At 59.3% G+C, this 17,883-nt stretch carries 16 protein-coding genes; 14 read left to right on the top strand and 2 right to left on the bottom strand.

Annotation, left to right across the window (positions count from 1 at the left end; all coding sequences use genetic code 11):
• The first annotated feature begins 19 nt into the window (after positions 1-19).
• The gene (locus JV241A_RS13825) at positions 20-622 is read left to right on the top strand and encodes an START domain-containing protein (RefSeq protein WP_134063077.1); all 603 of its coding nucleotides are present in this window, start codon (positions 20-22) and stop codon (positions 620-622) included.
• Positions 623-769: 147 nt separating this feature from the next.
• Here the strand turns inward: JV241A_RS13825 and gltA are convergent, their stop codons facing one another.
• Positions 770-2,059 (bottom strand): citrate synthase, encoded by a 1,290-nt coding sequence (gltA, locus tag JV241A_RS13830; RefSeq protein ID WP_010224685.1) that lies wholly within the window; start codon positions 2,057-2,059, stop codon positions 770-772.
• A 350-nt stretch (positions 2,060-2,409) separates the two neighbouring features.
• On the opposite strand from gltA, the gene sdhC reads away from it, so the two are divergent.
• The 11 genes from sdhC (at position 2,410) to JV241A_RS13885 (ending at position 16,355) form a co-directional block, all read left to right on the top strand.
• On the top strand, positions 2,410-2,796 hold the full coding sequence (sdhC, locus tag JV241A_RS13835) for a succinate dehydrogenase, cytochrome b556 subunit (RefSeq protein ID WP_174242293.1): 387 nt from the start codon (positions 2,410-2,412) through the stop codon (positions 2,794-2,796).
• A complete protein-coding gene (sdhD, locus tag JV241A_RS13840; protein ID WP_028945358.1) occupies positions 2,790-3,158 on the top strand; it encodes a succinate dehydrogenase, hydrophobic membrane anchor protein in 369 nt (122 codons plus the stop codon). Before sdhC ends, sdhD begins: the two co-directional genes overlap by 7 nt.
• Before the next feature lie 3 nt (positions 3,159-3,161).
• Positions 3,162-4,934, top strand: a complete 1,773-nt coding sequence (sdhA, locus tag JV241A_RS13845; RefSeq protein ID WP_010224679.1) for a succinate dehydrogenase flavoprotein subunit — start codon at positions 3,162-3,164, stop codon at positions 4,932-4,934.
• 11 nt (positions 4,935-4,945) lie between these two features.
• Complete coding sequence (locus JV241A_RS13850; RefSeq protein WP_010224678.1) at positions 4,946-5,650, top strand: succinate dehydrogenase iron-sulfur subunit; 705 nt, start codon at positions 4,946-4,948, stop codon at positions 5,648-5,650.
• Positions 5,651-5,896: 246 nt separating this feature from the next.
• On the top strand, positions 5,897-8,728 hold the full coding sequence (locus JV241A_RS13855) for a 2-oxoglutarate dehydrogenase E1 component (protein WP_115087943.1): 2,832 nt from the start codon (positions 5,897-5,899) through the stop codon (positions 8,726-8,728).
• A gap of 42 nt (positions 8,729-8,770) precedes the next feature.
• Positions 8,771-9,991 (top strand): 2-oxoglutarate dehydrogenase complex dihydrolipoyllysine-residue succinyltransferase, encoded by a 1,221-nt coding sequence (odhB, locus tag JV241A_RS13860; RefSeq protein ID WP_134063079.1) that lies wholly within the window; start codon positions 8,771-8,773, stop codon positions 9,989-9,991.
• A 105-nt stretch (positions 9,992-10,096) separates the two neighbouring features.
• A complete protein-coding gene (lpdA, locus tag JV241A_RS13865; protein ID WP_115087941.1) occupies positions 10,097-11,533 on the top strand; it encodes a dihydrolipoyl dehydrogenase in 1,437 nt (478 codons plus the stop codon).
• A 175-nt stretch (positions 11,534-11,708) separates the two neighbouring features.
• The gene (gene sucC, locus JV241A_RS13870; protein WP_010224674.1) at positions 11,709-12,875 is read left to right on the top strand and encodes an ADP-forming succinate--CoA ligase subunit beta; all 1,167 of its coding nucleotides are present in this window, start codon (positions 11,709-11,711) and stop codon (positions 12,873-12,875) included.
• On the top strand, positions 12,875-13,759 hold the full coding sequence (sucD, locus tag JV241A_RS13875) for a succinate--CoA ligase subunit alpha (RefSeq protein WP_115087940.1): 885 nt from the start codon (positions 12,875-12,877) through the stop codon (positions 13,757-13,759). The genes sucC and sucD overlap by 1 nt, the downstream gene beginning before the upstream one ends.
• 354 nt (positions 13,760-14,113) lie before the next feature.
• Positions 14,114-15,427: a branched-chain amino acid transport system II carrier protein gene (gene brnQ, locus JV241A_RS13880; protein WP_115087939.1), complete on the top strand. Its 1,314-nt coding sequence runs from the start codon at positions 14,114-14,116 to the stop codon at positions 15,425-15,427.
• Between the two features lie 187 nt (positions 15,428-15,614).
• Entirely contained in the window at positions 15,615-16,355 is a 741-nt protein-coding gene (locus tag JV241A_RS13885; RefSeq protein WP_115087938.1) for a DUF599 family protein, read from the top strand.
• A gap of 87 nt (positions 16,356-16,442) precedes the next feature.
• Here the strand turns inward: JV241A_RS13885 and JV241A_RS13890 are convergent, their stop codons facing one another.
• Entirely contained in the window at positions 16,443-16,721 is a 279-nt protein-coding gene (locus tag JV241A_RS13890) for a hypothetical protein (protein WP_115087937.1), read from the bottom strand.
• 153 nt (positions 16,722-16,874) lie between these two features.
• On the opposite strand from JV241A_RS13890, the gene JV241A_RS13895 reads away from it, so the two are divergent.
• A complete protein-coding gene (locus JV241A_RS13895) occupies positions 16,875-17,351 on the top strand; it encodes a PaaI family thioesterase (protein ID WP_115087936.1) in 477 nt (158 codons plus the stop codon).
• Positions 17,348-17,809, top strand: coding sequence for a PaaI family thioesterase (locus JV241A_RS13900; RefSeq protein WP_134063081.1), 462 nt, complete (start codon positions 17,348-17,350; stop codon positions 17,807-17,809). Before JV241A_RS13895 ends, JV241A_RS13900 begins: the two co-directional genes overlap by 4 nt.
• Positions 17,810-17,883 lie beyond the last annotated feature (74 nt).

The following is a 17,883-nucleotide window of genomic DNA, read 5'->3' on the forward strand; positions in this document are numbered from 1 at the left end:
GACAATAAGGAACAAGAGAATGGGATCGTTTAAGCAAGTGGCACTGGTTTTGGGTCTTGGTGCGGTGCTGGTGCCGCTGGCTCATGCCGAGGACTGGAAGCAAGCCAAGAACGAAGGCGGGATCAAGGTCGAGCTCAGTGAGGTGGCCGGTTCCGATTACAAGGCCTATCGCGGGGTAACCTTTATCAAGGCGCCGCTGGCGAAGGTCAGGGCCCTGCAGGAAGATGTCGCCGGTGCCTGCGCCTGGATCCATGAGTGCAAGTCGCAGAAGCTGCTGAAATCCGAGGGTGACCAGAGCTGGACCTACACTCAGTTCAATACCCCGTGGCCGGTCACTGCGCGTGATTCGGTCATGCATGTCACCACTACCGAGGCCGCCGATGGCAGCCTGACCCGCAAGCTTGAAGGTGTGCCGAAATACCTGCCGGAAGAGAAGGGCTTCGTGCGGGTGGCCAAGGTTGATGGCTTCTGGAAGCTGCAGCCAAAAGACGGTGGTACCGAGGTGACTTACCAGGTGCATACCGAGCCGGGCGGCAGCGTGCCGTCGATGGTGGCCAACAAGTTTGTGGTGGATGCGCCGTTCAATACTTTGAAGGCGTTGAAGGCGAAGGCTGAGAAATAGTAAGTACAGTTGTGGCGAGCAGGGGCTATTGGTTAACTGTTGGATAATCGCTGGGTAAGCCCGCTCCTGCAGGGGCGTTAACCGCGATGAAAGCGCAATAAAAAAGGCTGCCCGAAGGCAGCCTTTTTTCGTTTTCGGCCCAAGGGCTTACTTGCGGTCTTCCAGCTTGACGATGTCGCGCGACTCGTAGCCGGTGTACAGCTGGCGAGGGCGGCCGATCTTGTAAGGGCTGGAGAGCATTTCTTTCCAGTGCGAAATCCAGCCGACGGTCCGCGCCAGGGCGAAGATCACGGTGAACATGCTGGTTGGAATGCCGATCGCCTTGAGGATGATCCCCGAGTAGAAGTCGACGTTCGGGTACAGCGAGCGCTCGATGAAGTAAGGATCGGTGAGGGCGATCTCTTCCAGGCGCATGGCCAGTTCCAGCTGCGGATCGTTCTTGATGCCCAGCTCGCGCAGGACTTCGTCGCAGGTCTGTTTCATCACGGTGGCGCGCGGGTCGCGGTTCTTGTAAACGCGGTGACCGAAGCCCATCAGCTTGAACGGATCGTTCTTGTCCTTGGCCTTGGCGATGAACTTGTCGATGTTCGAGACATCGCCGATTTCATCGAGCATGGTCAGCACGGCTTCGTTGGCGCCGCCGTGGGCAGGGCCCCACAGTGCAGCGATACCGGCAGCGATACAGGCGAACGGGTTGGCGCCCGACGAGCCGGCCAGACGGACGGTGGAGGTCGATGCGTTCTGCTCGTGGTCGGCGTGGAGGATGAAGATCCGGTCCATTGCCTTGGCCAGTACCGGGCTGATCGGTTTGATCTCGCACGGGGTGTTGAACATCATGTGCAGGAAGTTTTCCGCGTACGACAGGTCGTTGCGCGGGTACATCATGGGCTGGCCCATGGAGTACTTGTACACCATCGCCGCCAGGGTCGGCATCTTGGCGACCAGGCGAACCGCGGAGATTTCGCGGTGCTGCGGGTTATTGATGTCCAGAGAGTCGTGGTAGAACGCCGACAGGGCGCCAACCACGCCGCACATGACGGCCATCGGGTGGGCGTCGCGGCGGAAGCCGTTGAAGAAGGACTTCAACTGCTCGTGAACCATGGTGTGGTTCTTCACGGTGCTGACGAACTGGGCCTTCTGCTCGGCATTCGGCAATTCGCCGTTGAGCAGCAGGTAGCAGGTCTCGAGGTAGTCGGATTTTTCGGCCAGTTGCTCGATCGGATAGCCGCGGTGCAGCAGGATACCCTTGTCGCCGTCGATATAAGTGATCTTCGACTCGCAGGATGCGGTCGCCATGAAACCAGGGTCGAAAGTGAAGTGACCCGTGGCCCCCAACCCTCTAACGTCGATAACATCGGGACCAACGGTGCCGGTTAAAATGGGCAGCTCGACGGGGGCTGCGCCCTCGATGACCAACTGCGCTTTTTTGTCAGCCATGTGGCCTCCTATTAATGCTTGAAATCATCAGACAGACCCCCCACGCAGGGCCCGCACCACTATAGTGAGATAAATTCGAATGTCAATTTGCCTAAAGCACGGTTGTAAAGGGCTTTGGGCGCTGTTTTTCCTCGAAATTACCGCCCGTTTACGCCTTTTGTTGGCTAAAGGCAATGCGCTATTTGGGCTAGGTGTCTGCGTTGTCATTAGTAGCCTAACTGTCTATAATCGGCCCCCGACCGCCAGGGGCTTGCAAGCCCGTGTTGCTGGGGTCGTCACTCCCTGGGTGGTGGGTACCTGACCAGTACACTTACCAACAACTTTGCCCTGCTTGCTAGGGGCTCTTCAGTGTGAAAAAAGCCGTGAAAAGCCAACGACCTGTAAACCTAGACCTAAGGACCATCAAACTCCCCATTACCGGCGTTACGTCATTTCTTCACCGTGTTTCCGGCATCATCCTCTTCCTGGGCCTTGGCTTCATGCTTTATGCATTGGGCAAATCCCTGGGTTCGGAGGAAGGTTTCGCCGAGGTGAAGGCATGCTTGACCAGTCCGCTGGCCAAGTTCGTGGCATGGGGCCTCCTGTCCGCCTTGCTGTATCACTTGGTAGCCGGTGTGCGCCACTTGATCATGGACATGGGCATCGGTGAAACGCTGGAAGGCGGCCGACTGGGCTCGAAAATTATCATCGCCGTCTCCGTGGTGGTGATCGTGCTGGCAGGAGTTTGGATATGGTAACCAACGTCACGAACCTCTCGCGTTCGGGCCTCTATGACTGGATGGCGCAGCGCGTTTCTGCGGTCGTTCTCGCGGCTTATTTCATTTTCCTGATCGGATACCTGGTCGCGCACCCGGGCATCGAGTTTGCCCAGTGGCACGCTCTGTTCTCCAACAACGCGATGCGTATCTTCAGTCTGCTGGCCCTTGTAGCCCTGGGCGCTCACGCCTGGGTCGGCATGTGGACCATTGCCACCGACTACCTGACGCCGATGGCGCTGGGCAAGTCGGCGACTGCCGTACGTTTCCTGTTCCAGGCGGTATGTGGTGTCGCGATGTTCGCGTACTTCGTCTGGGGTGTGCAGATTCTCTGGGGTATCTGATTCATGGCTAACATTCCTACGATTACATTCGACGCCATCATCATTGGTGGTGGCGGTGCCGGCATGCGCGCTGCGCTGCAGCTGGCTCAGGGCGGTCACAAGACTGCCGTGATCACCAAGGTCTTCCCGACCCGTTCGCACACTGTATCGGCCCAGGGTGGCATCACCTGTGCCATCGCTTCGGCCGACCCGAACGATGACTGGCGCTGGCACATGTACGATACCGTCAAGGGTTCCGACTACATCGGTGACCAGGACGCTATCGAATACATGTGTCAGGAAGGCCCTGCTGCCGTGTTCGAGCTGGACCACATGGGTCTGCCGTTCTCGCGTACCGAACAAGGCCGTATCTACCAGCGTCCGTTCGGCGGTCAGTCCAAGGACTTCGGTAAAGGTGGCCAGGCCGCCCGTACCTGCGCCGCTTCCGACCGTACCGGTCACGCGCTGCTGCACACCCTGTACCAGGGCAACTTGAAGGCAGGTACCACCTTCCTCAACGAGTACTACGCAGTTGACCTGGTGAAGAACCAGGAAGGCGCGTTCGTCGGTGTGATCGCAATCTGCATCGAGACCGGCGAAACCCTGTACATCAAGGCCAAGGCCACCGTTCTGGCCACTGGCGGTGCAGGCCGTATCTACTCCTCCACCACCAACGCCCTGATCAATACCGGTGACGGTATCGGCATGGCCCTGCGTGCAGGCGTTCCGGTCCAGGATATCGAGATGTGGCAGTTCCACCCGACCGGCATCGCCGGCGCTGGTGTACTGGTCACTGAAGGTTGCCGTGGTGAAGGCGGTTACCTGATCAACAAGCACGGCGAGCGTTTCATGGAACGTTACGCGCCTAACGCCAAAGACCTTGCTGGTCGTGACGTTGTGGCCCGTTCCATGGTTAAAGAGATCATCGCCGGCAACGGCTGTGGCCCTAACGGCGACCACGTGATGCTCAAGCTTGACCACCTGGGTGAAGAAGTACTGCACAGCCGCCTGCCAGGTATCTGTGAACTGTCCAAGACCTTCGCTCACGTCGACCCTGTGGTCGCGCCGGTTCCTGTTGTTCCAACCTGCCACTACATGATGGGCGGCGTTGCCACCAACATCCATGGCCAGGCGATGACCCAGGACGCCGATGGCGTTGATCACATCATCCCGGGTCTGTTCGCGGTAGGTGAAGTGGCGTGCGTATCGGTTCACGGTGCCAACCGCCTGGGCGGCAACTCGCTGCTCGACCTGGTGGTCTTCGGTCGTGCTGCCGGCCTGCACCTGGAAAAAGCGCTGAGCGACGGTATCGAATACCTCGACGCCAGCGACACCGACATCGATGTTGCCCTGAGCCGCCTGAACAAGCTCAACGAGCGCAACACCGGTGAAGACGTGGCTACCCTGCGTCGCGAGCTGCAGAGCTGCATGCAGAACTACTTCGGTGTATTCCGCACTGGCGAATACATGCAGAAGGGTATCGAGCAATTGGCCGGTCTGCGCGAGCGTATCGCCAACGTCAAGATCAACGACAAGTCCCAGGCCTTCAACACCGCGCGTATCGAAGCGCTGGAGCTGCAGAACCTGCTGGAAGTCGCTGAAGCCACTGCAATCGCTGCAGAAGTCCGTAAAGAGTCCCGCGGTGCGCACGCCCGTGAAGACTTCGAAGACCGTGACGACGAAAACTGGCTGTGCCACACCCTGTACTTCCCGGGTGAGAAGCGCGTCGCCAAGCGCGCCGTCAACTTCGCGCCGAAAACCGTTCCGGCGTTCGAGCCTAAAGTCCGGACTTACTAAGGGTGGCCACAATGTTGCAAGTCGAAGTTTATCGTTACAACCCCGATACCGACTCGGCACCCAAGATGCAGGTGTTCCAGGTCGATACCGGCGGCAAGGACCTGATGGTTCTCGATGTATTGGCACTGATCAAAGAGCAGGACGAAGGTTTCTCGTATCGTCGCTCCTGCCGTGAAGGTGTTTGCGGTTCCGATGGCATGAACATCAACGGCAAGAACGGTCTGGCCTGCATCACGCCGCTTTCGGCTGTGGTCAAGCGCAACAAGCTGATCGTCCGCCCTTTGCCTGGATTGCCGGTCATTCGTGACCTGGTCGTCGATATGAGCATCTTCTACAAGCAGTACGAGAAGGTGAAGCCATTCCTACAGAACGACACGCCGGCTCCGGCCATCGAGCGCCTGCAGTCGCCGGAAGAGCGTGAAAAGCTGGACGGTCTGTACGAGTGCATTCTGTGCGCTTGCTGCTCGACTTCCTGCCCGTCGTTCTGGTGGAACCCGGACAAGTTCCTCGGTCCAGCTGCACTGCTGCAGGCCTATCGTTTCCTGGCCGACAGTCGTGACACCAAGACCCAGGAGCGTCTGGCTTCGCTGGATGACCCGTTCAGCGTGTTCCGTTGCCGCGGCATCATGAACTGCGTAAACGTTTGCCCTAAAGGTCTGAATCCGACCAAGGCCATCGGTCACGTACGTAACATGCTGCTGCAAAGCGGTACCTGATTTTAAAAGTGTTGTACCCGTAGTACGCCAAGGTGCGGGCCCTTGCCCGCACCAAGGTGAAACCCGAGCTCGGGCCCACAAAGCCCAAGCTTTTACCTATGAAGATATGAGACCAGCAGGGGCTTCCGGGCTGGTACCCGGAAAATCTGTAGGATCCTTGGTGGCTTGGTTGGGTCGCTGCATTAGGACTTTTCCAGGCGTGCTGTGGCTCTTGCCGATCCGTCCCCTAACCGAGGGTGACCAAGCATGCAAGAAAGCGTGATGCAGCGCATGTGGGATAGCGCCCACCTTTCAGGTGGTAACGCTGCATATGTGGAAGAGCTCTACGAGCTTTACCTGCACGACCCTAACGCTGTGCCAGAAGAGTGGCGCACTTACTTCCAGAAGTTGCCCGCCGAAGGCAGCACCGCTACCGATGTATCGCACTCTACAATCCGCGACCATTTCGTACTGCTGGCAAAGAACCAGCGCCGCGCCCAACCGGTTTCCGCCGGGAGCGTGAGCAGTGAACACGAGAAGAAGCAGGTTGAAGTTCTGCGACTGATCCAGGCCTACCGTATGCGCGGCCACCAAGCCGCGAAGCTCGACCCCCTGGGGTTGTGGCAGCGCCCTGCGCCAGTAGACCTGTCGATCAATCATTACGGCTTGACCAATGCCGATCTTGATACGACCTTCCGTGCCGGCGACCTGTTCATCGGCAAAGAGGAAGCGAGCCTACGCGAAATCTTCGACGCTTTGCAGCAGACATATTGCCGCACCATTGGCGCCGAATTCACCCACATCGTCGACTCCGAGCAGCGCAGCTGGTTCCAGCAGCGTCTGGAGAGCGTGCGTGGGCGTCCAGTCTTCTCCGCGGATATTCAGAGCCACCTGCTCGAGCGCGTCACCGCCGCTGAGGGTCTGGAAAAATACCTGGGTACCAAATACCCGGGCACCAAGCGTTTCGGCCTGGAAGGCGGCGAGAGCCTGATTCCGATGCTGGACGAGCTGATCCAGCGCTCCGGTTCCTACGGTACCAAGGAAGTTGTCATCGGCATGGCCCACCGCGGCCGTCTCAACGTGCTGGTCAACACTTTCGGCAAGAACCCGCGCGATCTGTTCGACGAGTTCGAAGGCAAGAAGAAGGTCGAGCTGGGCTCCGGTGACGTGAAATACCACCAGGGCTTCTCGTCCAACGTGATGACCGCCGGTGGCGAAGTTCACCTGGCCATGGCGTTCAACCCTTCGCACCTGGAAATCGTCTCGCCAGTGGTTGAAGGTTCGGTACGTGCCCGTCAGGACCGTCGCAACGACACCGTTGGCGACAAGGTACTGCCGATTTCCATCCACGGTGACGCGGCATTCGCCGGTCAAGGCGTGGTCATGGAAACCTTCCAGATGTCGCAGACCCGCGGTTTCAAGACCGGCGGTACCGTGCACATCGTGATCAACAACCAGGTTGGTTTCACCATCAGCAACCCGCTGGACTCGCGTTCCACCGAGTACGCCACCGACGTCGCCAAGATGATTCAGGCGCCGATCCTGCACGTCAACGGTGATGATCCGGAAGCGGTGCTGTTCGTGACCCAGCTGGCCGTCGATTACCGCATGCAGTTCAAGCGTGACGTGGTCATCGACCTGGTCTGCTACCGTCGTCGCGGCCACAACGAGGCCGACGAGCCGAACGGCACCCAGCCGCTGATGTACCAGCAGATCGCCAAGCAGCGCACCACCCGCGAGCTGTACGCCGACGCCCTGACCCAATCGGGTCGTCTTGACGCCGAGCGCGTCCAGGCCAAGGTCGACGAGTACCGCAACGCGCTGGACAACGGCCTGCATGTGGTAAAAAGCCTGGTCAAAGAGCCGAACAAAGAGCTGTTCGTTGACTGGCGTCCGTATCTGGGCCACGCCTGGACCGCGCGTCACGACACCCGCTTCGACCTCAAGACCCTGCAGGAACTGTCGGCCAAGCTGCTGGAACTGCCGGAAGGCTTCGTGGTTCAGCGCCAGGTTTCGAAGATCTACGAAGACCGCCAGAAGATGCAGGCCGGTGGCTTGCCGATCAACTGGGGCTACGCCGAAACCATGGCCTACGCCACCCTGGCATTCGAAGGTCACCCGATCCGCATGACCGGTCAGGATATCGGCCGCGGCACCTTCTCTCACCGCCACGCGGTGTTGCACAACCAGAAGGACGCCAGCACCTATATCCCGCTGCAGAACCTCTACAAAGGCCAGCCACGTTTCGACCTGTACGATTCGTTCCTGTCCGAAGAAGCGGTCCTGGCATTCGAATACGGCTACTCGACCACCCAGCCAAACGCACTGGTAATCTGGGAAGCGCAGTTCGGCGACTTCGCCAACGGGGCCCAGGTAGTTGTCGACCAGTTCATCACCAGCGGCGAGCACAAGTGGGGTCGTCTTTGCGGTCTGACCATGCTGCTGCCACACGGTTATGAAGGGCAGGGGCCTGAGCACTCCTCGGCACGTCTGGAGCGTTACCTGCAGCTGTGCGCCGAGCACAACGTCCAGGTTTGCGTACCGACTACTCCGGCTCAGATCTACCACCTGCTGCGTCGTCAGGTCATCCGTCCGCTGCGCAAGCCGCTGATCGTGCTGACGCCGAAGTCGCTGCTGCGCCACAAGCTGGCCATCTCGACCCTGGAAGAACTGGCCGAAGGCTCGTTCCAGACCGTGATCCCGGAAATCGATACCCTCGATCCGAAAAACGTCACTCGTCTGGTCCTGTGCAGCGGCAAGGTCTACTACGATCTGCTGGAAAAACGCCGTGCCGAAGGCCGCGAAGATATCGCCATCGTGCGTATCGAGCAGCTGTATCCGTTCCCTGAAGACGACCTGGTCGAAATCCTCGCGCCGTACACCAATCTCAAGGATGTGGTGTGGTGCCAGGAAGAGCCGATGAACCAGGGCGCCTGGTACAGCAGCCAACACCACATGCGTCGTATCCTGACCCGTCACAACAAGGACCTGGTCCTCGAGTACGCCGGTCGTGATGCTTCGGCAGCACCCGCTTGTGGTTACGCTTCGATGCACGCCGAGCAGCAGGAAAAACTGCTGCAAGATGCCTTCACCGTTTAATGCCATCGCGCACTAGAAACCGAATTTAAGGAACCACTGATAATGGCTATCGAGATCAAAGCCCCTACTTTCCCGGAATCGGTTGCCGATGGCACCGTTGCCACCTGGCACAAGCAGCCGGGCGAAGCCGTCAAGCGTGACGAGCTGATCGTCGACATCGAAACCGACAAGGTTGTCCTGGAAGTACTGGCTACCGCTGACGGCGTACTGGGTGCAATCGTCAAGGGCGAGGGCGAGACCGTCCTGTCCGACGAAGTCCTGGGTTCGATCCAGGAAGGTGGCGTTGCAGCTGCCGCGCCTGCCGCTGCTGCAGCTCCTGCTGCCGCCGCTGCTCCTGCCGCCGCTGCTGGCGACGAAGACGCCATCGGCGCGCCAGCTGCTCGCAAGCTGGCCGAAGAGAACGGCATCGCCCTGAACAGCATCAAGGGCACCGGCAAAGACGGTCGCATCACCAAGGAAGACGTGGTTGCTGCCATCGAAGCGAAGAAATCCGCTCCGGCTGCCGCACCTGCCGCCAAGCCAGCCGCTGCTGCCGCTGCCCCGGTTGTCGCCACTGGCGACCGTACCGAGAAGCGCGTGCCGATGACCCGCGTGCGCGCTACCGTGGCCAAGCGCCTGGTAGAAGCACAGTCGAACATGGCCATGCTGACCACCTTCAACGAAGTCGACATGACCGAAGTCATGGCCCTGCGTTCGAAGTACAAGGACCTGTTCGAGAAGACCCACAACGGCGTCCGCCTGGGCTTCATGTCGTTCTTCGTCAAGGCTGCCACCGAAGCGCTGAAACGCTTCCCGGCGGTCAACGCCTCGATCGACGGTTCCGACATCGTCTACCACGGTTATGCGGACATCGGCGTTGCCGTTTCCAGCGACCGCGGCCTGGTGGTACCGGTACTGCGCAACGCCGAGCAGATGAGCCTGGCTGAAATCGAGAACGGCATCGCCACCTTCGGCAAGAAAGCCCGTGATGGCAAACTGTCGATCGACGAAATGACCGGTGGTACCTTCACCATCACCAACGGTGGTACCTTTGGTTCGATGATGTCGACCCCGATCGTCAACCCGCCACAGGCCGCGATCCTGGGCATGCACAACATCATCCAGCGTCCTATGGCCGTCAACGGTCAGGTCGTGATCCGTCCGATGATGTACCTGGCACTGTCCTACGACCACCGTCTGATCGACGGTAAAGAAGCCGTGACCTTCCTGGTGACCATCAAGAACCTGCTGGAAGACCCGGCTCGTCTGCTGCTGGATATCTGATTGAGCAGCTGCAAGCTGCAAGCTTCAAGCGGCAAGCCTGAACGGTTTGCGCTTGAACTTGTGGCTTGCAGCTTATCGCTTGCAGCTTTAAAGAGGATTTTCTGAATGTCGCAAAAATTTGATGTGGTAGTGATTGGCGCAGGTCCTGGCGGCTACGTAGCTGCCATCAAGGCCGCGCAACTCGGTCTGAGCACTGCCTGTATCGAGAAGTACACTGACGGCGAAGGCAAGCTGGCCCTCGGCGGTACCTGCCTGAACGTGGGTTGCATTCCTTCCAAGGCGCTGCTGGACAGCTCCTGGAAGTACAAGGAAGCCAAAGAGAGCTTCAACGTCCACGGTATCTCCACCGGTGAAGTGAAGATGGACGTCGCCGCGATGGTTGGCCGCAAGGCCGGCATCGTCAAGAACCTGACCGGCGGTGTTGCCACCCTGTTCAAGGCCAACGGCGTAACTTCGATCCAGGGCCACGGCAAGCTGCTGGCTGGCAAGAAGGTCGAAGTCACCAAGGCTGACGGCACCACCGAAATCATCGAAGCCGAGAACGTCATCCTGGCCTCCGGTTCGCGTCCGATCGACATTCCACCGGCTCCGGTCGACCAGAACGTCATCGTCGACTCCACCGGCGCCCTGGAATTCCAGGCCGTACCGAAGCGCCTGGGCGTTATCGGTGCCGGCGTAATCGGTCTGGAACTGGGTTCGGTCTGGGCTCGCCTGGGTGCTGAAGTCACCGTCCTGGAAGCCCTGGACACCTTCCTGATGGCCGCTGACGCCGCTGTCTCCAAGGAAGCGCTGAAAACCCTGACCAAGCAAGGTCTGGACATCAAGCTGGGCGCTCGCGTGACCGGCTCCAAGGTCAACGGCGCTGAGGTCGAAGTGACCTACACCGACGCCAATGGCGAGCAGAAAATCACTTTCGACAAGCTGATCGTTGCGGTCGGCCGTCGCCCGGTGACCACCGATCTGCTGGCTGCCGACAGCGGCGTGACCATCGACGAGCGTGGGTTCATCTTCGTCGACGATCACTGCGCGACCAGCGTACCGGGCGTCTACGCCATTGGTGACGTGGTTCGTGGCATGATGCTGGCGCACAAGGCCTCGGAAGAGGGCATCATGGTTGTCGAGCGCATCAAGGGCCACAAAGCCCAGATGAACTACGACCTGATCCCGTCGGTTATCTACACCCACCCGGAAATCGCATGGGTCGGTAAAACCGAACAGACCTTGAAGGCCGAAGGCGTTGAGGTTAACGTGGGCACCTTCCCGTTCGCGGCCAGCGGCCGTGCGATGGCTGCCAACGACACCGGTGGTTTCGTCAAGGTCATCGCCGATGCCAAGACCGACCGCGTTCTGGGTGTACACGTGATTGGCCCATCGGCTGCCGAACTGGTGCAGCAGGGTGCAATCGCAATGGAATTCGGCACCAGCGCCGAAGACCTGGGCATGATGGTTTTCTCCCATCCGACCCTGTCCGAAGCGCTGCATGAAGCCGCGCTGGCTGTGAATGGCGGTGCCATTCACGTCGCCAACCGTAAGAAGCGTTAAACAATAAGAAACCACGGCGGGTGGCCCGTCGTGAGTCTTGCGTGCATGACTCACCGCGGAAAGTCCGCCGGACTCGAACTCCCGGAGCATACCGGGGGCAAGTGGTCACAGGTGGCGCGGCACTCCCACGGAGCGCAGCGCCGAAGCGCAGTACCTAACGAAGACGGTAAAAAGCATGAATCTTCACGAGTATCAGGGTAAGCAGCTGTTCGCTGAATACGGCCTGCCAGTTTCCAAGGGTTTCGCAGTCGACACCCCTGAAGCTGCCGCAGAAGCCTGCGACAAGATCGGTGGCACCGAGTGGGTTGTCAAAGCCCAGGTCCACGCCGGTGGTCGCGGTAAAGCGGGCGGCGTCAAGCTGGTTCGCAGCAAGGAAGACGCCAAGGCGTTCGCTGCGCAATGGTTGGGCAAGCGTCTGGTGACCTACCAGACCGACGCCAACGGTCAGCCAGTGACCAAGATCCTGGTCGAATCCTGCACTGACATCGCCAAAGAGCTGTACCTGGGCGCTGTAGTCGACCGTTCGAGCCGCCGTATCGTGTTCATGGCCTCCACCGAAGGTGGCGTGGACATCGAGAAAGTCGCTCACGAGACTCCTGAGAAGATCATCAAGGCTACTATCGATCCACTGGTTGGCGCTCAGCCATTCCAGGGTCGTGAACTGGCATTCCAGCTGGGTCTGGAAGGCAAGCAAGTTGCTCAGTTCGCCAAGATTTTCGTAGGCCTGGCCAAGCTGTTCAAAGAACACGACCTGGCCCTGCTGGAAGTAAACCCGCTGGTCATCAAGGCCGACGGCGACCTGCACTGCCTCGATGCCAAGATCAACATCGACGCAAACGCCATGTACCGTCAGCCTAAGCTGAAAACCTTCCACGACCCGTCGCAAGACGACCCTCGTGAAGCCCACGCTGCCAGCTTCGAGCTGAACTACGTGGCCCTGGAAGGCAACATCGGCTGCATGGTCAACGGTGCTGGCCTGGCCATGGGTACCATGGACATCGTCAACCTGCACGGCGGCAAGCCAGCCAACTTCCTCGACGTAGGTGGTGGTGCTACCAAAGAGCGCGTTACCGAAGCCTTCAAGATCATTCTGTCCGACAGCAATGTCGCGGCCGTTCTGGTCAACATCTTCGGCGGCATCGTTCGCTGCGACATGATTGCCGAAGGCATCATCGGCGCTGTGAAAGAAGTCGGCGTTAAAGTACCGGTTGTTGTTCGCCTGGAAGGTAACAACGCTGAACTGGGTGCTAAAGTACTGGCAGAAAGCGGTTTGAACATCATTGCGGCAACCAGCCTGACCGACGCTGCTCAACAAGTTGTCAAAGCTGCGGAGGGCAAGTAATGAGCGTCCTGATCAATAAAGACACCAAAGTCATCTGCCAGGGCTTCACCGGCTCGCAAGGTACTTTCCACTCCGAGCAAGCCATCGCCTACGGCACCAAGATGGTCGGCGGCGTGACCCCAGGCAAGGGTGGTACCACCCACCTGGGCCTGCCAGTGTTCAACACTGTGAAAGAAGCCGTAGAAGCTACCGGCGCTGACGCGTCGGTCATCTACGTTCCGGCTCCTTTCTGCAAGGACTCGATCCTGGAAGCTGCCTTCGGCGGCATCAAGCTGATCGTCTGCATCACCGAAGGCATTCCTACCCTGGACATGCTCGATGCCAAGGTCAAGTGCGACGAGCTGGGTGTTACCCTGATCGGCCCTAACTGCCCAGGCGTCATCACTCCGGGCGAGTGCAAGATCGGCATCATGCCAGGTCACATTCACTTGCCAGGCAAGGTCGGTATCGTTTCGCGTTCCGGCACCCTGACCTACGAAGCGGTCAAGCAGACCACTGACGCCGGTTTCGGTCAGTCCACCTGCGTCGGTATCGGTGGCGACCCGATTCCGGGCTCCAACTTCATCGACATCCTGAAGCTGTTCCAGGAAGACCCGAAGACCGAAGCGATCGTTATGATCGGCGAGATCGGCGGTTCGGCTGAAGAAGAAGCGGCTGCCTACATCAAGGCTCACGTGACCAAGCCTGTAGTTTCCTACATCGCTGGTGTTACCGCTCCTGCGGGCAAGCGTATGGGCCACGCTGGCGCCATCATCTCCGGCGGCAAAGGCACTGCAGACGAGAAATTCGCTGCGCTGCAGGACGCTGGTGTGAAAACCGTGCGTTCGCTGGCAGACATCGGCAAGGCCCTGGCCGAGCTGACTGGCTGGGAAGTGAAGAAGTAATCACTGCCCAGTAAACAAGAAAGGCCACCTTCGGGTGGCCTTTTTTGTTTACTGGGCAGCAGCTTCAAGCGACAAGCTTCAAGCTGCAAGAGGGTGTTGCGGCAAGCTTGCGGCTTGTAACTTGCGGCTTGGAGCTGTCGCGCAAGCGACACGCATATTCACACATCGGACAAGCAGCCCTGCAGCAGTGCGTTTCTGTGTCAAATTCGTTAACCTATGCACTCATTTTGTGCCCGCTCCCCAAAAGGGAACGACACGCTAAACGGGTCTGGCTCATCCAGCCAGGCAGCATTTCCCTCACCCAAGGGGAAATCCCTCTCTAAATCCCGATTTCAGCAGTGTGGTATTTCCTTAATGAAAGTTTTGAAAGGCCAGGACATCCTGGCACTTGGTTTTATGACGTTCGCTTTGTTCGTCGGCGCGGGCAATATCATTTTCCCACCTATCGTCGGTCTGCAATCCGGTCCACACGTGTGGATGGCGGCGCTGGGTTTCCTGATCACTGCTGTGGGCCTGCCGGTCATCACTGTCATTGCCCTGGCCAAGGTCGGCGGCGGCATGGATGCCCTGAGCAGCCCGATCGGCAAGGTCGCCGGCGGCCTGCTGGCGGCGGTGTGCTACCTCTCGGTAGGCCCGCTGTTCGCCACCCCGCGTACCGCCACCGTATCCTTCGAAGTAGGTGTTGCACCGCTGACCGGTGAAAGCCCGCTGGCCCTGTTCATCTACAGCCTGGTGTACTTCCTGGTGGTACTGGCGGTGTCCATGTACCCGGGCAAGCTGCTCGACACCGTCGGCCGCTTCCTCGCACCGCTGAAGATCATCGCCCTGGCCGCGCTCGGTATCGCCGCGTTCATGCTGCCAGCCGGTGGTATCGGTGAAGCGCAGCCTGCTTACGTCGCCGCGCCGTTCTCCCAGGGCTTCATCAATGGTTACCTGACCATGGATACCCTCGGTGCGCTGGTGTTCGGTATCGTCATCGTCAACGCCATCCGTTCGCGCGGCGTCGAGTCGCCGCGGCTGATCACCCGCTACGCGATCATCGCCGGCCTGATCGCCGGTGTCGGCCTGGCCCTGGTGTATATCAGCCTGTTCCGCCTGGGTGCCAGCAGCCATGAAATCGCCGCCGGTGCCAGCAACGGCGCGGCGGTGTTGCATGCCTATGTGCAGCACACCTTCGGCTCGCTGGGCAGCGGCTTCCTTGCCGTGCTGATTGCCCTGGCCTGCCTGGTGACCGCAGTCGGCCTGACCTGCGCTTGCGCCGAGTACTTCAGCCAGGTGCTGCCGCTGTCGTACCGCACCCTGGTGGTGATCCTCGCCGGCTTCTCGCTGCTGATCTCCAACCTTGGCCTGACCAAGCTGATCATGTTCTCGATCCCGGTGCTGACGGCAATCTACCCACCGTGCATCGTGGTCGTGGGCCTGAGCTTCTGCAAAGAGCTGTGGAACTCCCAGGTACGCATTCTGGCGCCGGTGATGCTGGTGTCGCTGCTGTTCGGCATGATCGATGCCATCAAGGGCACCGCGCTGGCCAGTGAACTGCCAGAAATCCTCGCTCACCTGCCGCTGAGCGAGCAGGGCCTGGCCTGGCTGGTGCCTTCGGTGATTACCCTGGGTGTTGCGGTGCTGTGCGACCGCATGCTGGGCAAGCCACGCGAAGTGCTGGCCTGAGAATTGGCCATCTGACGGGCACCGGCCACAAGCCAGCAGGGTGACCGTACGGCAGATTCCGAGCCCCGTGTCCGAAAGGATGCGGGGCTTTTTCGTTTCTGCACGGCAGACGTGTCTTTTTCTGCGGCAAAGCGTCGAAAGCCGGTCAATGGGATTTACTGTGCTCGAAACTTAATCAGGACCTTGCATGAGCTTCATTCAAAGCAATCTGATCCACCTGCTGGCCGCCTGCTGGTTTGCCGTGTGCTGGGGCGGTTATACCCGCTACGCCACCTGGAAGGGCCGCGATACCGCCTGCCTGGCCAGCGTGCTGCACCTGTACCGGGAAGACTGGATGCGCCGCATGTTGCTGCGTGACAATCGCATCGCCGATGCCAGCGTGATCGGCAACCTTGAGCGCAATGCGTCGTTCTTCGCCTCCAGCACCCTGATCATTCTCGCCGGCATTCTCACCGTGCTCGGTGCTTCGGACCGCGCAGTATCGCTACTGGCCGACCTGCCGCTGGTGCAGCAAGCGTCCCAGGGGATGTCGGAAATCAAGTTGTTGTGCCTGGCAATGGTGTTTGTTTACGCCTTCTTCACCTTCAGCTGGTGCATGCGCCAATACAACTTCGCCGCGGTACTGGTGGGCTCGGCGCCGATGATCGGTGAGCGTCATGTCAGCGAACTTGAACGCAAGGCGTTTGCCCTTAGAGCCGCCAGGGTTATTTCACTGGCCGCCAACCAGTTCAACTTTGGCCTGCGCTCCTATTACTTTGGTATGGCCATGCTCTGCTGGTTTATCAGCCCGTGGTTGTTCATGTTGATGAGTACCGGGGTGGTACTGGTGCTGTATCGTCGCGAATTCCATTCGGATGTGCTCGATGTGATGGTTTACACCCCTACCGAGGCACCTGCGCCGGAGCCGGCTAAAGAGAACCTTGCCTGAAGAGTGACGACTGAATCGTTTAATCCAGTTTTGGCAGCCATAAAAAAACCCGACAGTGTCGGGTTTTTTTTATTCCGGCAGGCTTGCTTACTGTTTAGCAGGCTCAGCAGGAGTAACTGGGGCAGCAGGAGCGGCTTCTTTCGCAGCTTCTTCAGCGGCTTTTTGTTGCGCTTCGGCCTGATCTTTGGCGGCTTCGACGTTTTCTTTCGCTGCCTCGTTCACTTTATCCTGAGCTTCGTTCATTTTCTCTTGAGCGTTCTCGGAATGTTGCGCAGCGTCTTGGGCTTTGTCTTCGCTGGCTTTATCGCAAGCGGCAAGACCCAGGGCAGCGGCGAGCATAACGGCAAAAGCAAAAGGTTTACGCATGGGGTGTTTCTCCTTGTGGAATAAGTTACTTGTTCCTTCGAGTTCAAGTAACCGGTAGAAGTTCCGCGCACCATACAGATATATAACAAATGGATCTATATGGACATTTGCCAGACTGTGTGCATGTTCTCAATGGCCTGAGAGTTTTTTCAAATGACCGACACTTCCTTGCTGGCAATGGCCGAGCGCTTTCTCTCGGCGTTACGCCATTGTCAGGTACTCCAGATGCGCGTGCATCACGCTGACGCCCAGGGCATGACCCTGGTGCTGCCATACTCCGCGAGGATCGTCGGCAACCCTCAGACCGGCGCGGTGCACGGCGGGGCGATCACCACCCTGATGGACACCACCTGCGGCATGGCCACCCTTTGCGCGCTGCCTGAGTTCGAGGTCTGCCCGACCCTGGACCTGCGCATCGACTACATGCACCCGGCCGAGGCCGGTAAGGATATTTTCGGTCACGCGTACTGTTACCGCGTTTCCCGCGATGTGATTTTCACCCGCGGGGTGGCTTACCAGGATGACCCCGAGCAGCCAATCGCGCAGGTGGTTGGCACTTTCATGCGTCTGGGCAAGGGCATCAAGGGCGGCCTCAATTTCGCCAACAAGCTCAAGGGGAGTGGCCAATGATCCCGCCAGAAGTGCACCAGCAACTGCGCCAGGCGCATGCCGAAGGCAATTACGAACCGCTGCTGCAGTTGATCCCTTATGCCGGATTGATTGGTATCCAGTGCAGCCGTCAGGGCGATGACCTGCTGTTCTGCCTGCCGGCCAGCCAGGACAATATCGGCAATCCGTTGCTGCCAGCGATCCACGGCGGGGTGATTGCCGGCTTCATGGAGTTGTCGGCTGCGCTGTACTTGCTGATTTTCAGTGAAAGTGCGGCAATTCCGAAAATCATCGACTTTTCCATCGACTACCTGCGTGCCGGCCATTATCGCGACACCCACGCCCAGTGCCAGCTGTGGCGCCAGGGCCGGCGGGTGACCAATGTGGCGATCACGGCCTGGCAAGGCAACCCGGATGAGCCGATTGCCACGGCGCGAGCACATTTCAAGATCGAAGAAATGACCTCGCCCTTGAAATAGCCCCAGCCACCCCCATCTGTTGTGCATCCCGCCGTGAAAGCAGGCCGCTGGCCTGCTTTCACGGCGGGATGCAC

It is taken from the genome of Pseudomonas sp. JV241A (genome assembly GCF_900275665.1).
GTDB classification, from domain to species: Bacteria; Pseudomonadota; Gammaproteobacteria; order Pseudomonadales; family Pseudomonadaceae; genus Aquipseudomonas; species Aquipseudomonas wadenswilerensis.

Coding starts and splice junctions, on each gene's coding strand:
- JV241A_RS13885 (WP_115087938.1), top strand. CDS start 15,615: ATGAGCTTCATTCAAAGCAATCTGATCCACCTGCTGGCCGCCTGCTGG.
- gltA (WP_010224685.1), bottom strand. CDS start 2,059: ATGGCTGACAAAAAAGCGCAGTTGGTCATCGAGGGCGCAGCCCCCGTC.
- JV241A_RS13855 (WP_115087943.1), top strand. CDS start 5,897: ATGCAAGAAAGCGTGATGCAGCGCATGTGGGATAGCGCCCACCTTTCA.
- lpdA (WP_115087941.1), top strand. CDS start 10,097: ATGTCGCAAAAATTTGATGTGGTAGTGATTGGCGCAGGTCCTGGCGGC.
- sdhA (WP_010224679.1), top strand. CDS start 3,162: ATGGCTAACATTCCTACGATTACATTCGACGCCATCATCATTGGTGGT.
- JV241A_RS13890 (WP_115087937.1), bottom strand. CDS start 16,721: ATGCGTAAACCTTTTGCTTTTGCCGTTATGCTCGCCGCTGCCCTGGGT.
- sdhD (WP_028945358.1), top strand. CDS start 2,790: ATGGTAACCAACGTCACGAACCTCTCGCGTTCGGGCCTCTATGACTGG.
- JV241A_RS13850 (WP_010224678.1), top strand. CDS start 4,946: ATGTTGCAAGTCGAAGTTTATCGTTACAACCCCGATACCGACTCGGCA.
- brnQ (WP_115087939.1), top strand. CDS start 14,114: ATGAAAGTTTTGAAAGGCCAGGACATCCTGGCACTTGGTTTTATGACG.
- sucC (WP_010224674.1), top strand. CDS start 11,709: ATGAATCTTCACGAGTATCAGGGTAAGCAGCTGTTCGCTGAATACGGC.
- odhB (WP_134063079.1), top strand. CDS start 8,771: ATGGCTATCGAGATCAAAGCCCCTACTTTCCCGGAATCGGTTGCCGAT.
- JV241A_RS13895 (WP_115087936.1), top strand. CDS start 16,875: ATGACCGACACTTCCTTGCTGGCAATGGCCGAGCGCTTTCTCTCGGCG.
- JV241A_RS13825 (WP_134063077.1), top strand. CDS start 20: ATGGGATCGTTTAAGCAAGTGGCACTGGTTTTGGGTCTTGGTGCGGTG.
- sucD (WP_115087940.1), top strand. CDS start 12,875: ATGAGCGTCCTGATCAATAAAGACACCAAAGTCATCTGCCAGGGCTTC.
- JV241A_RS13900 (WP_134063081.1), top strand. CDS start 17,348: ATGATCCCGCCAGAAGTGCACCAGCAACTGCGCCAGGCGCATGCCGAA.